Source organism: Streptomyces sp. NPDC048297, assembly GCF_043201585.1.
Lineage (GTDB): Bacteria > Actinomycetota > Actinomycetes > Streptomycetales > Streptomycetaceae > Streptomyces.
In genome coordinates this window covers 1-19,885 of the sequence record NZ_JBICZA010000003.1, presented here as the reverse complement: position 1 = coordinate 19,885, position 19,885 = coordinate 1, and the positions used below count along the sequence as shown (strand labels likewise).

14 protein-coding genes and 1 pseudogene are annotated in these 19,885 nt (G+C 71.2%); 8 read left to right on the top strand and 7 right to left on the bottom strand.

Translation table 11 applies throughout. The features are described 5' to 3' along the window. The first annotated feature begins 100 nt into the window (after nt 1–100). Together ACGFYV_RS03995 and ACGFYV_RS03990 are read left to right on the top strand one after the other, a co-directional pair. Complete coding sequence (locus tag ACGFYV_RS03995) at nt 101–1,237, top strand: acyl-CoA dehydrogenase family protein (RefSeq protein ID WP_393876759.1); 1,137 nt, start codon at nt 101–103, stop codon at nt 1,235–1,237. Then, nucleotides 1,234–1,656: a RidA family protein gene (locus ACGFYV_RS03990; protein ID WP_393876758.1), complete on the top strand. Its 423-nt coding sequence runs from the start codon at nt 1,234–1,236 to the stop codon at nt 1,654–1,656. The genes ACGFYV_RS03995 and ACGFYV_RS03990 overlap by 4 nt, the downstream gene beginning before the upstream one ends. Nucleotides 1,657–1,756: 100 nt before the next feature. On the opposite strand, the gene ACGFYV_RS03985 is transcribed toward ACGFYV_RS03990, so the two are convergent. After that, on the bottom strand, nt 1,757–1,951 hold the full coding sequence (locus tag ACGFYV_RS03985) for a DUF5999 family protein (RefSeq protein ID WP_393876757.1): 195 nt from the start codon (nt 1,949–1,951) through the stop codon (nt 1,757–1,759). A 314-nt stretch (nt 1,952–2,265) separates the two neighbouring features. On the opposite strand from ACGFYV_RS03985, the gene ACGFYV_RS03980 reads away from it, so the two are divergent. Next, nucleotides 2,266–2,730 carry a DUF6299 family protein gene (locus tag ACGFYV_RS03980; protein WP_393876976.1) on the top strand — a complete coding sequence of 155 codons (465 nt, stop codon included), beginning with the start codon at nt 2,266–2,268 and terminating at the stop codon, nt 2,728–2,730. A gap of 109 nt (nt 2,731–2,839) precedes the next feature. Here the strand turns inward: ACGFYV_RS03980 and ACGFYV_RS03975 are convergent, their stop codons facing one another. Then, nucleotides 2,840–3,271, bottom strand: a complete 432-nt coding sequence (locus ACGFYV_RS03975; protein WP_393876756.1) for a hypothetical protein — start codon at nt 3,269–3,271, stop codon at nt 2,840–2,842. Nucleotides 3,272–3,544: 273 nt separating this feature from the next. On the opposite strand from ACGFYV_RS03975, the gene ACGFYV_RS03970 reads away from it, so the two are divergent. After that, nucleotides 3,545–5,467, top strand: a complete 1,923-nt coding sequence (locus ACGFYV_RS03970; protein WP_393876755.1) for a galactose oxidase-like domain-containing protein — start codon at nt 3,545–3,547, stop codon at nt 5,465–5,467. 255 nt (nt 5,468–5,722) lie between these two features. Next, nucleotides 5,723–8,038 carry a Dyp-type peroxidase gene (locus ACGFYV_RS03965; RefSeq protein WP_393876754.1) on the top strand — a complete coding sequence of 772 codons (2,316 nt, stop codon included), beginning with the start codon at nt 5,723–5,725 and terminating at the stop codon, nt 8,036–8,038. Between the two features lie 79 nt (nt 8,039–8,117). On the opposite strand, the gene ACGFYV_RS03960 is transcribed toward ACGFYV_RS03965, so the two are convergent. The 3 genes from ACGFYV_RS03960 to ACGFYV_RS03950 are packed head-to-tail and all read right to left on the bottom strand — an operon-like array spanning nt 8,118 to nt 17,133. Continuing rightward, nucleotides 8,118–13,097, bottom strand: a complete 4,980-nt coding sequence (locus tag ACGFYV_RS03960) for a hypothetical protein (protein WP_393876753.1) — start codon at nt 13,095–13,097, stop codon at nt 8,118–8,120. Between the two features lie 50 nt (nt 13,098–13,147). Beyond that, nucleotides 13,148–16,270: a caspase family protein gene (locus ACGFYV_RS03955; RefSeq protein WP_393876752.1), complete on the bottom strand. Its 3,123-nt coding sequence runs from the start codon at nt 16,268–16,270 to the stop codon at nt 13,148–13,150. Then, nucleotides 16,267–17,133 carry a hypothetical protein gene (locus tag ACGFYV_RS03950; protein WP_393876751.1) on the bottom strand — a complete coding sequence of 289 codons (867 nt, stop codon included), beginning with the start codon at nt 17,131–17,133 and terminating at the stop codon, nt 16,267–16,269. The genes ACGFYV_RS03955 and ACGFYV_RS03950 overlap by 4 nt, the downstream gene beginning before the upstream one ends. Nucleotides 17,134–17,549: 416 nt before the next feature. Here ACGFYV_RS03950 and ACGFYV_RS03945 point away from each other — a divergent pair, with 416 nt between their 5' ends. Together ACGFYV_RS03945 and ACGFYV_RS03940 are read left to right on the top strand one after the other, a co-directional pair. Beyond that, nucleotides 17,550–17,855, top strand: a complete 306-nt coding sequence (locus ACGFYV_RS03945) for a transposase (RefSeq protein WP_393876750.1) — start codon at nt 17,550–17,552, stop codon at nt 17,853–17,855. Continuing rightward, the gene (locus ACGFYV_RS03940) at nt 17,852–18,223 is read left to right on the top strand and encodes an IS3 family transposase (RefSeq protein WP_393876749.1); all 372 of its coding nucleotides are present in this window, start codon (nt 17,852–17,854) and stop codon (nt 18,221–18,223) included. The genes ACGFYV_RS03945 and ACGFYV_RS03940 overlap by 4 nt, the downstream gene beginning before the upstream one ends. Nucleotides 18,224–18,490: 267 nt before the next feature. On the opposite strand, the gene ACGFYV_RS03935 is transcribed toward ACGFYV_RS03940, so the two are convergent. Both ACGFYV_RS03935 and ACGFYV_RS03930 read right to left on the bottom strand, forming a co-directional pair. Then, nucleotides 18,491–19,027 carry a tyrosine-type recombinase/integrase gene (locus ACGFYV_RS03935; protein WP_393876748.1) on the bottom strand — a complete coding sequence of 179 codons (537 nt, stop codon included), beginning with the start codon at nt 19,025–19,027 and terminating at the stop codon, nt 18,491–18,493. Nucleotides 19,028–19,132: 105 nt separating this feature from the next. Beyond that, nucleotides 19,133–19,588: pseudogene (locus ACGFYV_RS03930) on the bottom strand (transcriptional regulator); the annotation flags it as partial. Between the two features lie 96 nt (nt 19,589–19,684). Between ACGFYV_RS03930 and ACGFYV_RS03925 the strand changes: the two are divergent. After that, nucleotides 19,685–19,885: transposase (locus ACGFYV_RS03925; protein ID WP_393876747.1), on the top strand; the 201-nt coding region annotated here is incomplete at its 3' end.

Sequence of the window (19,885 nt, the reverse complement as noted above, 5' to 3'; positions counted from 1 at the left end):
GTTGGTGACGGCAGTCAACTGTGCGCGATAACGTCGGAGGGGTGCCCCTCCGGGTTCCCGGCCCGGAGGGCGGCGCCCCGCCGCACAGGGAGGACCGTCAGTGCTCGCATTCTCACTCGAACCGGAGCAGACCGCCTGGTGTGCCGAGCTGCGCCGGACGGCCGCCGACCGGCTGCGCCCGCTGGCCGACAAGGGCGAACCGGGCCAGGTCAACCGCCCGCTCCTCGCCGAACTCGGCCGGCTCGGACTGCTCGCCCGGCTGTTCACCTCGGGAGCCCTCGGCCTGTGCCTGATGCGGGAGTCCCTCGCCCAGGCCTGCACCGAGGCCGAGACCGCCCTCGCGCTCCAGGGCCTGGGCGGCCACCCGGTGCACGCCCACGGCACCCCGGAGCAGCGCGAGCGCTGGCTGCCCGGGGTCGCCGACGGCAGCACGGTGGCCGCGTTCGCGCTGAGCGAGCCGGGCGCCGGATCGGACGCCGCCGCCCTCGCCCTCGCCGCCGAACCGGACGGTGAGGGCGGCTGGCGACTCACCGGCGCCAAGTGCTGGATCTCCAACGCCCCCGAGGCCGGCTTCTACACCGTGTTCGCGCGGACGACCCCCGGCGCCGGAGCCCGCGGCGTCACCGCCTTCCTGGTCCCCGCCGACCGGCCCGGACTCACCGGCGCCGCACTGGAGATGATCTCGCCGCACCCCATCGGCGCCCTCGACTTCGACGCCGTGCCCGTCACCCGGGACGACGTCCTCGGCGAGGTGGACCGGGGCTTCGCCGTCGCCATGGGCACCCTCAACCTCTTCCGACCCAGCGTCGGCGCCTTCGCGGTCGGCATGGCACAGGCCGCTCTCGACGCCACGCTCGACCACACCCGCGCGCGGGACGCCTTCGGCGGCAAACTCCGCGACCTCCAGGCCGTCTCCCACCAGGTCGCCGAGATGGCCCTGCGCACCGAGGCGGCCCGCCTGATGGTCTACGCGGCGGCGTCCGCGTACGACCGGGGCGCCCCCGACGTCCCCCGGCGCGCCGCCATGGCCAAGCTGCTCGCCACCGAGACCGCGCAGTACGTCGTCGACACCGCCGTCCAGCTGCACGGCGCCCGCGCCCTGCGCCGCGGCCACCTCCTCGAACATCTCTACCGCGAGGTCCGCGCCCCACGGATCTACGAGGGGGCCAGCGAGGTCCAACGGGGCATCATCGCCAAGGAGTTGTACGCCATGAACCGTGACGGGGAGGCCCGGTGACCACCGAACGCGTCAATCCGCCGACCACCGAACGCGTCAATCCGCCCGAGCTGTCCCCGCCCACCGGCTTCTCCCACGCCGTCGTCGCGACCGGCTCCCGCGTGCTGTTCCTCGCCGGCCAGACCGCTCTCGACACCGACGGCAAGATCACCGGCAGTACGCTCCCGGAGCAGTTCGAGAAGGCGCTCGGCAACCTCCTCACCGCCCTGCGCGCGGCCGGCGGCACCCCCGCCGACCTCGCCCGCGTCACCGTCTACGCCACCGACGTCGCCGCCTACCGCGACCACTCCCGCCGACTCGGCGGCATCTGGAAGGAGTTGGCCGGCCGGGACTACCCGGCGATGGCGGTCGTGGAGGTCGTACGGCTGTGGGACGAGGAGGCGATGGTGGAACTGGACGGGTTCGCGGTGCTGCCGTAGCCGGGGCGCGGTCCTGCCCCGTGGCCGGGGCGCCGTTCTGCCGTGACGCCCGGCGCCTGGCCGCGGGGAGCCAGCCGTCCCGTGCCGTCCCGGGGCAGGGTCACGCCGCCGGCGCCAGGCGCTCGACCGGGGTCCGGTGCGGCGGGATCACGCTGCCGTCGGGGTGCAGTTCCCCGGTGTCGTCGAAGACGATCGACCCGTCGCACAGCAGGGTCCAGCCCTGCTCGGGGTGAGCGGCGACGGGGTGCAGGGCACTGGTGTCCGCCGCGGGGCAGGAGGACTGGTGGGAGCACATGGCGCACCTCCACATCGGATCCGATGGGAGCCGGCGGAACAGTCACCGTCCGGCCTCCTACAGACCATGCCCCGGGCGTGAACTCATCGGAACGCCCCGCGGTGAAGCGTGACAACACGCGGACAACTCGCGGATGGTTCCATGACGCGCCACCGAAGGGGTGACGATCGCTCCGCACGGCACGGGCGCCCGGTACCAGTTGAGGCCTCCACCCCACGGAAACCGGGAGGTATCCCTTGTCCGTACGCACCGCGCTCGCCACCGCGCTCGGCGCCACTGCGTCCGGCGCCGCCGCGCTCGGCGTCACCGCGCTGCTGTGCGCCGTCGCCGCACCGGCCGTGGCCGCGGCGTCGGCCGTCGTCGCAGCGCCGTCCCTGGCCGCAGCGCCGTCCGTGACCGCAGCACCCGCACCCGCCGTCGTCGTCGCCGACTCGTCCGAGAGCGTCACCGTCGACCCGATCGCCCGGATCGGCGCGGACGGCACCGTCACCGTCTCCGGCACCTACCGCTGCGTCGCCGCCACCGGTCCCGTCTTCGTCAGCACCTCGGTCAGCCAGGGCGACCCCCGCGTCAAGCACGGCATCGGCGGCACAGCGGCCGTGTGCGACGGGGCCGAGCACGCCTACTCGAACTCGGGCCGGGTCACGTCCGAGTCCCTCAAGCCCGGCGGGGCCCACGTCGAGGCCACGCTCATGGAGCTGCGCCCCGTTGGCCTCATCCCGCTGCCCGCCTTCCACGCCGTCCAGGAACAGGACGTCGTCCTCGTCGCCCAGGACTGACCTCCGCGGCCGTGTCCGCCCCCTGGGTCCAAGGGTCCAAGGGTCCGAGGGGGCGGAAGGGGCGGAGGGGGCGGATGAGGCCAAGGGGGCAGAGGGGCCGGACGGGAGGTCAGGCGCCGTGCGACATCGTCTCGTCCGAGCACACCACGTGGATCGTCAGGTCGGCAGCGGAGGCCGCGGTGGCCCCGGTCGTCGGCCGGTTCTTGCCCCGGGCCGGCGCCACGACCTGCTGTTTGCGCACGGTGACGATCCAGCCGGTGGCGTTGTCGTTCGCACGGTTCTCGATCACGTCGGCGGGGTCGCTGCCGAGCTTGTGTCCCGGGCGGGCGCTGAGCCGGTAGCCGCCGCTGAACAGGTGCTGCATCGCGGGGCATTCGAACTCGTGGGGCCGGCCGTCGGCGCCACCCTTGATCAGGCCGCTGGACATGTGCATCGGGGGCTGGGGCTCCGCGGCGGCGGGCGTGGCGGGTGCGGCGGCGCAGCAGAGCAGGGCCGCGGCCGACGCGGTGACGATGGCGCGGGACGTGCGGGTTGCCGGCATGGGGGGACTCCTCGCGAGCAGGGTGACAGGTCCCGCCCATTGGAGCCGCCGGGTCCGGTCCCGCTCCGACGGACACGCTGCGTTACCGCCCATCGGGGCATAACGGTCAATCTTTCGAGACGGCTCCGCGCTGTCGCTACGGTGTGTGATTAACTTCGGGCGTTCCGTCACTCTACGTGGTCGCCCTCGCGCTGCCCGTGCCGCTCGTGCTGCCCCCGTGCCGCTCACGCTGCCGCGCGCCGTCCAGGGTGCCCCGTCCCCACGAGGAGTCCCATGTCCCGCAGAGGGGTCCCCCGCGGCCGGAGGTGGACGTTCGCCGTCGGCTGCGCCGTGGTCGTCCTGTCCGTCACCGCACCCGCCGCGCTCTCCCCGGCCCCGGCGTCCGCCGCCGGTCCCGCCACTGGTCCGGCCACTGGTCCTGCCGCCGGCACCGGCCCCGGTGCCGTACGCATCACCCGTGAGCAGATCGCGAAGGAGGTCCGCCCCGAGGAGGCCAGGGCGCTCGGGCAGGCCCGCGCCGAGGAGCTGGCCCGCGACCGCATCGGCCTCGCCGCCGTCGACCGCGGCTACCCGCAGCCGATGCGCAACCGCAGCCTGAAGGAGCACACCGACTCCCAGGCGGAGGCGAACAAGGGCTTCGCCGCTGGGCAGTTCGGCAGGTTCGCCGACTACTTCTCCAGCCCCGACTACGGCGACCACGTGGCCCTGCTGCCCACCGGCAAGGTCCTGCTGTTCTCCTTCGAGGCCGTCGAGACCAGCCCGAACAAGGAGACCGCGCCCACCGAGGTCATCGGCCGGGACAACGCGGGCCGAGCCTACGTCTGGGACCCGGCCAAGGGCACCGGGCCCGGCGCCTTCAAGAACGTGCAGCCGCCCGTCGTCCCCGTAGACGACGGCCTGGACGAGGACCGCCCCGCCCCGATCTTCTGCGCCGGGCACGCCTACCTCCCCAACGGCATGGTCGGCGTCTTCGGCGGCAACCTCGGCGGCAACCACGGCACCGGCGCCCACCTCGCCCTCGTCTTCGACCCCTGGACCGAGACCTGGCACCGGCAGCAGGACATGGCCGAGGGCCGCTGGTACCCGTCCGTCGTCACCGGCGCCGACGGCCGGCAGTTCATCACCTCCGGTCACGGCGACATCGGCTGGGGCAAGCTCTCCAAGTCGATCGAGAGCTTCCCGGCCGACGGCACGGCGGTGTCGTACGACAAGGCGGCCGTCCCGGCGCGGCAGGGGCTCACGAAGTGGGGCATCAAGGCCGAGTACTCGACGGACTATCCCCACCTGTTCTCGCTGCGGGACGGCAAGATCTACGGCTTCGGGCGCAACTACGACGAGCAGTACGCCTTCGACCCGCAGGCCAAGAGCGACCAGGTGCTGCGCAACCGGCCCGGCGGCGGCATGCGCAACTACGGCTCCGCGGTGGCCCTGCCCAACCCCACACAAGGCAACGGCCCCGACTCCGTACTGATCCTCGGCGGCGACCGCAACGACCCGAAGACGTACCGGTTCTCGGGCGGCTCCTGGACCCAGGACACCTCGCGCGCCTTCGGCCGCACCCAGGACGACACGCTGATCTTCCCCGACGGCCGGCTCTTCACCGTCAACGGCGGCTACGACATCCGCAACTACGGCAACGGCGACTACAACCCCAACGCCGACGACAAGTGGCGCCAGACCGAGATCCGCGGCCTCGACGGCGCCTGGCGGACCGGTCCCAGCCAGCGGCTGCCGCGCGGCTACCACTCCAACGCGGTGATCCTGCCCGACGGCCGGATCATGATCACCGGGGACGAACTGCAGGAGATCGCCAACAACCCCGACATCACGTCCGGGCAGAACGGCACGATCGAGATCTACGAGCCGCCGTACCTGCACCAGGGCGGTCAGCGGCCGACGCTGACCGACGTGTCCAACCCCACCGTGGGCTACGGCAGCAGCCTGCGGATCAGCACCGGCACCCCCGACCTGGCCGAGAAGGCCGTCCTGATGGCGCCCATCACCTCCACGCACTCGGTGGACACCAGCCAGCGCCGTATCGAACTCGACATCACCAGCGCGGCCGGCAACAAACTCGTGCTGCGCACCCCGCCGTCCGCCAAGGACGCCCCGCCCGGCTACTACCTGCTGTTCCTGCTCGACGAGCGCGGCGTGCCCAGCGTCGCCAAGTGGGTCCAGCTCAAGCCGGGCGCCTGACGGCACCGCCCCTCCCCGCGTCCTCCCTCCCGGGTCCGCCCTCTCGCGTCCCCCTTCCCACGGTCCCCACCCGCGTCCCCTGCCGCCGGAGACCCGGGCGGCGCCGCCCACGCGCCGCCCGGTCACCCGGGACCGCCCCCTTCCCCCTTCCCCCTTTGTCCCGACATCCCGAAGTCCCCACCACGTCCTCCTGTCCCCACGCCCCCTGTCCCCACGTCCCCCTGCCCCAATGTCCCCATCCAGCAAGGGAGTTCCATGACCACGGCCACCGCACTGCCGCTGCGCGACAGCACCGAGATCCAGGGCGACATCCTCGCCGGGTTCAAGAAGGACCACATGACCCTGCTCTTCCTCCAGTTCGGCGACATGACCGCCGCCCGGAACTGGCTGGCGGAGCTGATCCCCTCCATCGCGACCACCCGGCAGGTCGCCGCGTTCAACCAGAAGTTCCACGACGCCCGCGTGAACTCCGCCGGTGACGACCCGAAGAACCTCAAGGCCACCTGGGTGGGCGTCAGCCTCACCCACCCCGGGATCCTGTTCCTCACCGGCAAGGACAAGGTGTTCGACACGGTGCCCACTGGCACCACCGTCCAGGCGTTCGTCCAGGGCTCCGCCAGACGCGCCGAGGCGCTCGGCGACACCGGCTGCAACGAACCGAAGCACTGGATCTTCGGCTCCGACCAGAAGCCCGTCATCCACGCCGTGCTGACCGTCGCCGCCGACCTCCAGGACGACCACGACAACGAGCTCAGGCGCCAGACGGAGGCCGCGTCGCGGGCCGGCGTCCTGATCGTCCACCCGCAGAGCGGCGCCACGCTGCCCGGCAAGCGCCGGGGCAGGGAGCACTTCGGCTTCAAGGACGGCGTCAGCGAACCGCACGTGGTGGACTTCGACGACCCGGCGGAGACCAAGGGCGGCCGGATGATCCCGGCCGGCCAGTTCGTCCTCGGCGCCGACCCGGACACCGGCCTGCCCAAGGGCGTGCCCGACTGGATGAAGTACGGCTCCTTCCAGGTCGTACGACGCCTCGGCCAGGACGTCCCCGGCTGGTGGGCGCAGGTCAACTCCGAGCTGGCGAAGCTGCGGGACGCCAAGGTGGTGGACGCGAACACCAAGAGCGAGTGGCTCGGCGCCCGCCTGGTGGGCCGCTGGCGCTGCGGTGCCTCGGTCGCGAAGTTCCCCGACGCCGCGCCCCCGTCCGGCACCGACGCGGACAACGACCTCAGCTTCAAGGACGACCCCGACGGCGTCGTCACCCCGCTCTTCTCCCACCTGCGCAAGACCGCTCCCCGCGACGGGCTGGTCGACAACGGCGAGCTGGTGGACGAGGCGTTCATGGACGTGCGCCGCATCATCCGCCGCGGCATCCCCTACGGCGCCCCCTTCGACCCCGCCAACGAGGACGGCGGCGGCCCGGACGAGCCCCGCGGCCTGCTCTTCGTCTGCTACCAGGCCGACCTGCTACGGCAGTTCGAGTTCATCCAGACCGACTGGATCAACGACCCGAACTTCCCTCACGACCGCAGCCCGGTGCCCGGCCCCGACCCCATGGTCAGCGGCAAGCTCCCCGGCGTCACCACGGGCGAGATCGCCTTCGAGAGCCGTGGCAACGGCAACGGCGACCGGAAGACCACCATGCTGAGTTTCCAGCCCTTCGTGACCACCGAGGGCTCCGTCTACGCCTTCAGCCCCTCCCTCACCACACTTCGCGGCCTGAGCAAGGGCCGCCTGGAGGGCGCCACCTCGGCGGGCGGGCAGACGTCGACCCTGCCCGACGGGCACACCACCCGGCCCGAGCCGCCGCCCGCGCGGCCCGCCCCGATGGACGAGATCCTGCCCTGGCCCGACGTCCAGGGCCGGTACTGGACCTTCTCCGGGCGCACCGTCCGCGTCGACGGCACCGGCACGGCCGAGGTGGAACAGCTGACCACCGGCGCGGACGACCGTACCGGGACCGTCGTCGACCCGGGCGCCGAGCTGTCCTCCTGGCCCGCGCTGGCCGGCGTGGAGCGGGTCGACGCGATCCTGCCCGTCCCGGACGAGCAGGGCCTGAACGGCGAGAGCAGCTACTGGCTGTTCCACACCGTGGGCGGCACCCAGGTCTACCGCCGCGTCAACATCGCCCACGACGCCCGCCACACCAGCCGGAGCGTCGGCGGCGACGGGCCGCTGTCCCGCTGGGCCTCCCTCGGCGGGGTCACCCAGGTCGACGCGGTGCTGCCGGTGCCGGACCAGCAGCGCGAGAACGGCAAGTCCTGGTACTGGCTCTTCCACACCACCCCGGCGGGCCAGCGCTACCGGCTGATCTCGATCGCCGACGGCGCCCGGCACACCGACGTCATGGAGCGCGGCGACCGCGACCTGTCCAAGTGGCCCTCCCTGCAGGGCGTCGGCAAGGTCGACGGATTCCTGTTCGTGCCCGGCAGGTACCGGGTGAGTGGCCAGACCTGGACCTGGGTCTTCCACGAGCAGCAGTACCGCGTCATCTCCATCGCGGACGGCGCGGGCCACCCCGACACCCGGGTGCGCGAGTCACGCCCCAACACCCCCTGGTTCCGGAGGGGTTGACCCGGACGCCACAGGGTGAACCGCCTGCCGAAGGCCATGTACGAGCCCTGGGCGCGAGCCCTCGGAGCCCTCGGTGCCCTCAGAGCCCGAGCCCGATGTTCGGGCTCGGGCGAGGCACCGGTGGCTGCGGGCACAGCCGTTTCACGGCGGACCGCAGTTCCTCCGCGTACAGATCGGGGGACAGGCCGGGCCTGTTGATGAGCCCTCGCATGCGCCGGGCGATCGCCGGACTGGCGAAGTGGTCGCGCAGGACCGGGGAACCCTCCGCTTCACGGCACAGGAGCGTGACCAGTCCGGGGCTCGCCTCCGTGGCCGCGTACCAGTGCTCGGGGAGGGGGCCGGCGGTGGGGAGGAGACCGGACCGCGCTGCCGCGATCAGGGTCATGCAGGTCGCCCGGGGATGCCAGTGCTGGGTGCTGCCGGACTTCTCGAAGGCGTCCACGGCCTCGGCGACGGTCGCGGACGACCACTTGGTGCGCGGCAGCCACGCGGCCGCCCAGGCCACGGCGGCCGGGTGGGCCACGGTGTTGGGCCGCAGCGCGGGGACACTGTCCGGCAGGAACGGGAGGCCCGAGCACTCGTGCAGGGCCTGGGCCGCCCACCCGAGGGCGGTCCAGTGCGCCTCGGCGTCCACCACCAGGTGCCGGCCCGCCACCTGCTCGACCAGCCGTCCCACCGCCTCGGGCAGCGACTCGACCGATCTGTCCGCGACCCGGACCGCCTTCAGCAGTCTGCTCGACTGATGGAGCCCCATCGCGTTCACCAGGACGTCGACGTTCAGCCTGTCGACATGGCCGAGGATGTCGTCGAACGCCTCACGGTGACCGGTCAGCCATAGCGCGTGCAGCAGACCGGGAACGTCCTGGAGATCCGACCGGAGACTGAGTCGCAGCCGGTTGAGCATCCGGTCGACGTTGACGCTCGCGGCGAGTTGCTCGCCCCACTGCGGCTCCCACATGTAGGCGAGCGTCAGCATCTCGGTGACCGCCCTCGGACTGGCGAGCAGATGCATCGTGCCCTCCCACCGGGTGCCGACCAAGGTGTGCATCCACTCGGTCTCCTCGGTCCGGTTGGTCACCCCGAGCCTGGCCAGGGAACGCCCCACCATGCCCTGCGTCAGCGGGTCCTGCTCGAACTTGAAGACCTCGACGAGCGTTCGCCAGCGCCTGCGTTCACCGCGCAGGGCGGCCAGCTCCGCCCTTCCGAGTCCTGACTTGCAGCGCTCCACCTCGCTCAGCAGCTGGGCGGCGAGCGGCGGATGCACCACACTGCGCAGCACGAGCTCCCGCAGGTGGGAGAAGTCCTGCCCGCCGTGTGGCCGGCTCAGGGAGTCCACGGTCGTCGCCGCCTGGGACGGGTCCAGTTTGCGCAACTCGCCGAGCGTGGTGGTGAAGGCGCCGATGGAGCGGACGACGCGCAGCCGCTCGGCCCAGTTCCAGTCGGGGTTCTGCGCCTTGAAGTGGTTGAGCACCAGCGCTGTCGCCCCGACCTTGCCGCCGGCCCGCAGGGTGTCGGCCAGCACCTGGAGCTTCTGGGCCACGTTGCTCGCGGTGCTCACGAGCTGACTCCCTACGGCCCTGTCCAGTTCGACCTGGTTGGCGAAGTCCATGCCGATGTCGGGCACCAGCGCGAGTCCCAGCCGATGGGTGTGCGCCATGCTCTCCGGGGCGAGCGACACCTGGGACATCCGGTCGCGCAGCACCTTGCGGTCCAGCCGCTCCGCCAGCTTGTGGAGGAAGTCCTGGCCGAAGTAGTCGTCCTCGATCAGCAGCATGGCCAGGCGCGGACCCCAGGGGCGGGCCGTGCCACGCTGGGCGTGGATGCTGGAGACGACGAGGTTGAGCGCGGACTCCTCGACCGCCTGCCGGTACTCGGCGCCGGACTCCCACAGGCCGCGGAGCAGGTGGTAGACGATGGCGGGCCGGCGTTCCCGCCGTATGACGTTCTCGACGAACTCCTGGCCGATCTCGCAGGCCAGTCGGTAACCGAACCGCTCCTTGGTGTCGCAGTAGAGGTCGTCGACACGGCTGACGCTGCTGAGCAGCATGCCCGCGCCTCGGGCGTCCTCCAAGCCGCGTACGGCCTTGGCCAGTTCGCGGGCCAGGCCGACATCGGCGATCAGGTCGCCGTCCCGGTTCTCCCGGTAGAGCAGGGTGCGCAGCGTGGCGGCGTGGATGTTCCGGACCGTCTGGATCAGGATGGCCGCTTCGGCGGGCGGCGCCGCCTTCACCACGGGCACCAGAGTGCGCCCGAACTTCAGGTGGTTGAGCAGCCGGTTGCTCAGTCCGCGGTTGCTCTGCGACAGGTCGGCCAGGGCCTGGCTGATCTGGCTGGCGTCGGAGTGGGCCAGCGCCGCCTGGAGCTGTGACTTGTACTGCTCGATGATCTGGTCCCAGTCCCCGGCGCCGTCGAAGTGCAGTCGCAGCGACAGCCAGGAAAGGATGGCGGCGAGCGACCGGTCCGGGGTGGGACGGGACTCGATGAGGAACTGGGCCGGTTTCAGCAGGGGGCGCAGCGCCGACGCGGGGTCCTCCTCCTCCCGGGCCTGCCGTGACTTGACGAAGATGAGCTCGTCCATGCGCCGTACGGCGATGAGGTCACGGTGACGGTCGGGGTCGGCTCCGCGGACGAGGTCGTCGGCGCGTTGTTCGAGCCACTCACAGACCGTCCCGGTCGGTGTGGTGCCTTCACCGGCGAGCTTCAGCAGGGCGTTGACGAGGTGGTGGCGGTCGGTGAGGGTGGATGAGCGGGCGAGGACCCGGTCCAGGCCCCCTTGGGGTTCCCCGACCCATGCGACGAGGGCCGACAGAACGTTCTGGGGCAGACGGAACTCGTCGTCCCAGAGGGTGGTGAGCGCGAGCGTAAGGTCACGCACCGTCAGATCCTCGACCGACGGGACGCGTTCGAGGACGGGCGGGAGTGCGGCGGCGGTCCAGACGGCGTCACTGTTGCGCCGGCACAGGCGCAACAGGGTGAGGGCCTTTCGCGGGTGGGCGGTCGCCGACCAGTTCGTGATCGCACCGCGTACCGAAGGGAACTCCAGCAGCTGCGCGAGCCGTTCCGGCGCGTAGGCGGCACATTTGCGCAGCAGGGCTTCCAGCAGCCGGTGGTTGTCCTCGCGGATGAGGTCCAGCAGGTACGCCTCCAGATGGAGGGGGAGAGCGTCCAGCCCCTTCGGGCTCGCACAGGTGATCACCGCCTCGGCCCGGACGGTGCTGGGAATCCTCACCAAGTCCTCGTGGACGACCAGGCCGAGGGCCGTGCGGACGTCCTCGGGGACAGCCGTCACATGGGCGGACGGAACCCCTTCGTCCAGCCAGGACACCGCGGCCAGCCGGTGCACCGCACTCAGGGCGTCGGCTTCGAGGCCCTCGCAGAGGGCCTGCGCGCGGGCCCGCACCAGTTCGCTCCCGAGGCCCCGCTCCGGCAGGGCCGCCGCGGTGGCGGGCTTGCCGGCCGGCTTCTCCCGCAGCAGATCGGCCAGCAGACGCAGATCGCCCTGGCACGCCTCGACCGCCAGGCCGACGGCCGCCGTGTCGTCGGCGCGGGTCCGGTACTCCGTGGGAGCCTGGCGGATCATCCGGCGGGCCAGGTCGGGTACGTCCTCCGCGGCCACCAGGGTGACGTAGGAGGTCACCCCGTGGTTGTCCCAGTGGTTGGCCGCTCCGTCGACGAACCGCGTCAACGCGAGGACACCCACCTTGAGTTCGCTGAGGGACTCCAGCGCCTCACCGACGTTGCCGTCCTCCAGGGGCTGCAGGTCCTCGAGGACCACCAGCACTTTCCGCCGGGTGCTGTCGATGCCCGTGACGGTGAGCGCGGCGCGGACCACCGCGGGCAGTTCGCCGTCGGAGGGCAGCTGGCGGCGGTCCGGCGACAGCACCAGCGTCTGCCAGTCGGTGCCCTCCAGTTTGCGCACCAGCTGCTGGGCGCACACCGTCTTGCCGCAGTTGCGTGCCCCGGACTGGATCACCCGGGACAGCGGCTTCCCGTGGAACCTCTTGAACAGGAAGGAGGCCCGCTCGAACTCCACCAGGCCCCGGTCGGGCGGCCCCGACCATCCCGGCGCGGAATCGGCCGCACCGGTCGAGTGGAGGACGCGCCACTCCTGCTGCGCGAGAGTCTCCGAGGCCCAACGGCGCACCGTAGCCTGCCACTTGTCCGCCCACAGCAGGCGGACCGCTCCGAGCAGGGTCGGGTCCGGGTCGGTCTCGACGCCGTCTGCCCGGCGCAGCCGCCAGCCGTCGCCGTCGCCGTCGCGCCACAGAACGCCGAGTCCGGCCCCGGTGGCGGCCGTCATCGCCTGCTCGGACACGGCGGGCGGCAGCCAGTCACCGTCCGCCGACAGGCCCGCCAGCGCCAGCACACCCAGCTCGCCGAGCCCCGGGAGCCCGCCCTCCGCCGCGATCCAGGACAGGGCGACGGCGGGCGCGCAGGAGTCCGGGCCGATCGCGGAGGGACTGAGCAGGTACGGCGCGTCCACACGGGGACGGACGTCGCTCGACAGCCGGTTGCCCACGCTCGCCACCAGATGCCGCGCCGACTGCATCCCCCGCTCGATCGCGGCAGGGTCGGGGAGCGGCGCCCAGGGCCGGACGTCGTCGCCGGGATCGAAGACGACGTCCGCGCCCGCGATGACGTACCAGTCCTCCACCGGCGCGAGCAGCAGGGGCACCCCGCCCACCGGTACGGACCTGAGCGGTTCGTCGCCGTCTGCCGGTAACCGCTCCGCGCTCGTCACCAGTTGGTCCAGCTCGGACAGCAGAGCGGGGTCCAGTTCGCTCAGCAGAGCGCCCAGCTCCGTCGCTCCCTCCTCCGCGTACTCGTGGAGCAGGGCGCCGGGCCCGATGGATTTCCGCTCGCCCGAGAAGTCGAAAGGGCGCCGCGGGAGCGGGATCCGATGGTCGAGGACCGTCCTGCCGAGGCTGATGACCGTGCGCAGCCGGGACTCCACGCGGAGGGGATCCACCGACTTCGCCATCAGATCCGTGGCCAACGCATGCAGCGTCAGGCTCAGTTCGTACGGCAGTGACGCCATCCTGCGGGCAGAGGATGACATCCGGTCCTCATGACTCACGCTCGACTCCTCGTTTCCCTGGCGGGGGTTGCTCATGGTGCGATGCGTACCAAGCCCTCGGCAGTTCCCACGACCAGCTCCCCGTCGCGGTGCACGTCCACCGAGTTGACGTCGAGTCCGATGTCGAACTTCTGGGACGGTCCGTGACCGGAGGGGGACGACAGCCGGATGTCGCCCTGCATGCCGGCGCTGACCAGGACCCGCGTCCCACCGACGGTGCACAGCCGCAGTTCGCTGACGCCGCTCGCGTGTTGCGTGATCGGCCGGCGGCTGAGGCCGTCCCAAGCCGCCCACCACACGGAACCGTCCCCGGCTCCGGTGTAGATGCCCTCGGCATCGGAAGCGATCTTCATCAGGCCGCGGCTCTGCAGTGGTTCGAAGGTGTGCAGCAGCGCGCCGTCCTTCCGCCACACGACCACGTCCGACGCCGTACGAGCCGCCACCCTGACCCCTCGCGCGGTCACGGCCGCGGTGACCCCGCCGAGCCGCAGCCCCGGATTCTCCACGAGTTCACCGGTCTCGCCCCCGCTCCGCCACTGCCACCCGTCGCTCCCCGCGACCAGCAGGTCGTCACCGACCCTGACGCAGGTCGTCAGCGGACACTTGAGGTCCAGCGGTTCGATCTGCTGCCCCCTGCCGTCCAGCAGCGCCACCCACGCCCGACCCGTGATCTCGCCGACGAACAGGGCCGGTTGTCCGGCGTGGTCGATGACCGAGGACGCGGTGACCCGCGCCGGGACGTCACCACGGACATCCGCGGGGTCGAACGCCGCCCAGGAGGTGTCGTCGCAGCCGCCCGGACGGTGGAAGATCCAGCTGCCGGTCAGGGCCAGTTCACCGCCGTCGGGCAGGCAGTGGACCGCCTTGACGGCGCGGTCCTCCAGTCCGCCGCGCACGGACGGGGGAAGACAGTCGACGGCCTCCGCCTGCCAGCCCGTCGCGTACTCGCGGGCGCGCCGGGCGAGTTCGCCCAGCCCCCGCACCTGGGCGTGCAGCGCCAGCCGGGCCAGGGTGTGCCCGTCGCCCAGCCGCCAGCGCGGCCCCATCAACTCCCAGCACAGAGCGCGGACGTTGGCCGCCCGGTCGCTGGTCGTCTCCTGGATGAGGCCGAGTGCCCGGTAGAGCTTCTCGCCGTTCATCGCCAGCAGGAACTCGGGATCGTCCAGGAACCCGTCGAGCACACCGGCGAGCCGCGCATGGTGCGGAAGGTGGTCACGGGTGTAGCGGTCGGCGCTCGACCAGTCGCGCTGTCCCGACGGCAGCACGGAGAGCTGCTCGGTCATGGCGTCGACGAACAGCGCATGACAGGCGCGCACATCGGCCGACGCGGCCAGGTACTCGGCCGTCGGCGGATGCTTGAGCCTCCACCCGTGACCGTTCATCCCGTCCTCCGGGGCATCAAGGTAATCCCTCGCCTCTGTGCACACGTCGGCAAGATCCGTGGCGCCCACGCGGGGGCGACCGCCCGCGCGCACCAGCGCCGCCCACAGCCGCCCGTCGGCCGGGAGGCCGTCGCCCTGCGCCAGGGCGACGGGGAGGAGCATGTCCCGCGCCCACTGGGGGTCCTCGTCGTCCAGCGCGCGGCTGAGCCGCACGAGTCCGTCCAGGAACAGATCGGCGTTGGACCGCTCGGCCTGCACCTGGGCGGTCGCGGGGTCTTCATCGCTCATGTCGACCGCGAAGAGGTAGGCACGGAGCCAGGACCGGCCGGCCGCCGCCGCGGTGGCCTCGGCGATGTCATGGACCGTCCGTGGCTCCGCGGCCGACCAGGTCGTGCCCTTGCGGTTCCGGAGCACCTGCTCGACGAGCGAGGCCACGTCCGCGGAGCGGAAGTACGCCTGCGAGTCGAGGTCGACGACGTGCCCGTGGAACCCATCCGGAACCTGGCTGTCGGCCATGACCACACGGGTCCCCGGCTGGGCGGCCAGCGGAGCCAGCAGCATCGTGGTGAGGAGTTCGGGCTCGGCGCTCGCGTCCACGGAGTCGAAGACGAGACGCAGTCCGCGCCCGCCGAGAGCCTCCACGAGCGAGGCGCAGTCGCTCTCGCCGGTCTTGTAGAGATCGGCCAGCCGCCACACGACGGCGTCCACGCTCTTGTTGCGGACGTCCATCAGATGGTCGACACATCCGGCGGGGGCCGGATCGGGCGCCCGGTCCCCGGCGGGCAGCGGCTGCCCCCAGGACGAGGCGTTGATCCATTCGAGCAGGACGGACTTCCCCGAGCCCGGCCGCCCGGTGACCAGGAGAGGCACCCCCGGTTCATCGGCGGGGGAGTCGCCGTCGAGGTAGGAGACGACGTCCCGCACGGCCTCGGCGCGCCCGCAGAAGGCCCATCCGCTGTCGTCGTTCGCCTCGGGAGGCCGGCGTACCGCGCGCGGCGGGAGGTAGCGGGAGTTGGGAAAGGCCCGCAGTTCGTCGCGGGGCGGGACCAGGCTGGGCACCTGGGGGTCACGAGGGTTCTCGGACCCCTTCTCCATGCGGCCCTTCAGCTCGGTGAAGAGGCGGTGGACATCGAGGTACGCGGACTCCTCGTCGGCGCGGGTGTTGCGCAGGGCCGCCGCGAAGGAGTCGGCGAAGTGCATCTGCTGGGCGTCCGTGATCCGGTCCGTCGAGCTGATCATGGTGAGCACGGGCATGTCGGTGCCGTTGTCCCACTGTTTCTTCGCGTCTCGCTCCAACTGGGCGATGGCAAGCCCGGACCGGCACGCGTCGACCAGGACGACCACTTCGCGCGGGCGCGGCTTGTCGCCCGGGACGATGAGCGACATGAGCCGGCCCAGCTCCAGCAGCGTCGACCGCCTGGCCTTCTCGCTGTCGCGGGCGGCGAGCAGGATGTCTCCGTCGCCGTAGGTGTATCCGTGCCCGGAATAGTAGAAGAGCAGAACGTCGGGGGGCGTGCCGTCGACGCCGTCCAGCGCCTGCTCGAAGCTGTCCACGAGTTCGTCGACGGTCGGGTCGAGCCGCGAGCCGCGGTGAATGCCGTACCCGGCCTCCGCCAGGGCCGCCCGCATCATGCGCAACTCGTCCCGTACCCGGGGCAGTGGCTCGAATCCGTCGGCGAACCGGCTGCTGCCGGAGACCAGCGCCGTCCGGACGATGCCCGCCGTCCGGACGATGCCCGTCGCCCGGCGGGAGGCGTACGGCGCCGGGGTCACCGGTCGGTGGCGAGCAGCGCGCTCGCGACGGCGTCGGCCACCTCTCCCGTGGTGAGGTAGCGGAGCACGGAGTGGCTGCCGAAGACGTACCTGCCCGGATGGTGCCACGGCAGGTTGACGACGAGCTGGTCGTCGAGGTCACCGAAGACGGGGGCCAGTTGCTTCACCAGTGCGACCGGGTCGTCCTTGGCCGCCACGTTGACCCAGCGGGCCACGGGCGGAAGACCCTCGCCCTTGGCGGGGGGTGCCGGGAGCAGCCGGTCCCGGATCGCCTGGACGCCGAGCGGGGAGCCGAGGCTGATGAAGGTGTGCACGTTCCACTCCGGGTGGGCGCGCAGTGCCTCGTAGGCGACGACGGAGCCCAGGGAGTGGCCGATGACGACCTTGGTGTCCGGGGTCACGACACGCTCGAAGCGCTTCTGCGCACACGCCCTTACCGTGTCGTCCGGATCCAGGTAGCGGCGCACCTGCTTGACCAGCCAGATGACGGCCCGCCCGGCCGGCTTCCCGAGCCCTTCGCTCCGCTCCAGCCGGCGCAGTGCCATCTGCCCCACACCCTTGCCGCCGGGCAGCGGTTCCTCGGTGCCGCCGGCGAACGCCTCCAGCAGCTCCAGTTCGAGCGGGTCGCGCACGTCACCGATGCGCAGGGGCGGGATGTCGGCCAGCTCGTCGTCCGCACCGCCCTTGGCCTCCCGGCTGCGGAAGCAGCTGCCGTAGTACACGGCGGCGACGTCCTCCGCGTCCGGCACCGCACACGCGGCGTCGGTCATGCCGACCCGCAGGGCGTCGTACCACTCGGTCAGCAACGTCTCACTGTGCTTGTACTGGTGACCGATGCCGTGGCAGACCACTACGCGCGACACATTTCCCCCTGCTGGCCCCTGCTACGACGTGCGCTGCGCGGAACCCCGATGCCCGGGACGACCCGGACACGGAGAACCGGAAACCCCCATCATGCCCGATCGCCTGACGGTAAATAACCGCTTGATACGGACGAGTTGGAGTGCCGGTTCAGCAGAACCCATGCCGCACCGGCATAGCTGCTGTGATGCCTGTCCGGCATGGCGCTCACGCAGATCGGCATTGGTCCAGGTGCGGCGCAGTGACGCAGAATCCGGTGCGGACGGACTTGGCGGAAGTTACGGGAAACCCTTGGTGAGCGGCCTTCAGCGGGCTGACTTCCGCCCGGTTCACCGGCGCCCCTGCGCGAACCACTCGGCCGCTCCCGGTCCGGCCGTCGACGCAGGCGGACGCCCGCACCCTCAGCAGGAGGACGATCATGGTCAGAGAAGGCACGTACTCCACACCGCTGCGCGAACGCGCGGTCAGGATGGTGTCCGAGGTGCGTGAGCGGACCGGACAGAGCACGGACGCTCTCTCCGTGGTGGCGGACCGGCTGGGACTCGACCCGCACATGCTTTCGTCCTGGGTGGCACAGGCGAACGCGTGCACCCCTGCGCCTGGCGACGCCGATCAGGTCGCCGCGCTGACCCGCCGGATCGCCGCTCTCGAACGGGAGAACGGCATCCTCAAGGCGGCATCCTCTTTTTTCGCCCGGGAGGCCGACCGCCCACGGCGCAGGTGATCCGCTTCATCGAGGATCACAAGGAGGTGTGGGGAGCCGAGGGCATCTGCAGGACGTTGAACGTCTCTCCGTCGACGTACTACGCCGCCCGGTCGAGGCCGCTGTCCGCCAGGGGCCGACGGGACGCCGAACTCACAGAGCGCATCAAGCGCGTCCATGAAGAAAGTGGCGGGACGTTCGGCGCCCGTCGGGTCTGGGCAGAACTCCGCGATCAGGGCGTCGAGGTGGCTCGCTGCACCGTCGAACGGCTCATGCGGAAGACGGGTTTGTCCGGCGTCAGCGGCGCACCAGCCCTGCGTCGGGACTGCCCAGTGGCCGGGGAGGCTTCCCGAACCGAACAACCCGACAGAACTCCGTCAGGTCTGTGAGGTCTTTCCATCGGGCCTGTTCAGGAGGCGGATCATCCGACCTCGGGTTCACGTCTGTAGCCCGCCCCGCCGACTCAAAGCCCCGGAGAATTCCCAGAGATGCCGCCGCACTCCATCTCGCCCCGCTGAACAGCAGGTCAGGTAGGGCGCGGCGGCATCCTCGTATCAGATGTCCCTGAACTCCTATACAACGCATCTGACCTGCGCAAACCAACTCGCCCGAAGATCATCTTGCACGGTCGTTGCACAAGCCGAACAGTGTAGGAGTCACGCGGCCCTCGCGTAGGCGCTCCGGACCGCGATGCGGATCTTGGAACCGGCTCCCACGATCCGGTGCACGTACTTACGCAGAGTAGACGCAGGATCGGCGTGTCCGAGCCGATCCGCGAGTGTGTACACGTCTACCCCGCCGTTGATCATCATCGACGCGTACAGGTGTCGGAGGGCGTGCATCATCATGTCGCGGGACTTCTCCCAGCGCCGTCCCTTCGCGTCGGGGTCAAGGGGCTTGATGAGGCCGGCCGCCGCCAGAGCAGGCTTCCAACGGTAGGAGTTGAACCAATTCGACTGAATGGCGGTCTTCTCTCGAGTGAAGAAGATCAGCCGCACCGTGACCGGATCCCCGCCTTTGCTACCCCACGGTCGGGTCACCTCGACGGGCGGGTACTTCTCCATGTGCTCGCGCAGCGGGATGGCCACGTCGTCGGTCAGTTCGACCCACCGGTCCTTCGGGTCCTCGTCGTCTCCGCCCTTGGGGAGGGCGTATGCCAGGAACGATCCGTCGTGGACGACTTGCCGTTGCACGTGCACCATCGGGCCGTCCGGATGTGCCCAGTCGATGTCTTCTGGTGACAGGCCGAATATTTCTCCTTGACGAAGGCCCAGGCCGCGCCCGCAGTCGACGAGTGCCTAAGCGATGGCCTGCGCCCGCTGACGTCCCATGGTGTTGGGCTTGGACTCCGCTGCCGCTGCGAACTGGTGCGCGACGTAGGCCCCGCGGTCCACGTCGCCGGCGCGCAGAAGTGCCGACGCCAGGTCCCCGAGGACGACCACTCCGGAGTCGGGCAGTTCCCCACCGAGGCGTTCGACCGCGGAGTCGGCTGTGGCCGTCAGCTCCTGACGCTTGAGTTCGCCGTACACCGAGAGCGTCAAGGAGTCCATCCGGTACGGCGTCACGAAACGGACCCACGCCTGCTCACTCGTGTGGTCGGCGAAGTCGTAAGCGAACTTCGCCTGTTCCAGGGCCCGGAGAGCGCCGGCGTCATCCCCTGACTGAGCGGCTTCCTCCGCGTACCGGCCCAGGGCCCACGCTGCAGCGGTTGCGTTGCCGCGCCCGCGCACGTCCTGAGCTGCCTGTGAGAGGGCGGTATGCGAGTTGATAGGTGATTTGTCGTCACCTGGACGTGTGGGGCTGCGGCCTCTCGGCCGATCGGCGGGCTCGGGCGTGCTGGGCTGAACGCCGTGAGCGAGCGGAAGCCCTGCAAGACCGACCTGTCCGACGCGCAGTGGGCGCTGATTGAGCCGGTGATCGTCGCGTGGAGGGCCGCACATCCCTCGGTCAGCGGCGACCGGGGCCGGTACGAGATGCGGGAGATCGTCAACGCGCTCCTCTACCAGGGTCGCACTGGCTGCCAGTGGGACCTGCTTCCGCACGACCTGCCT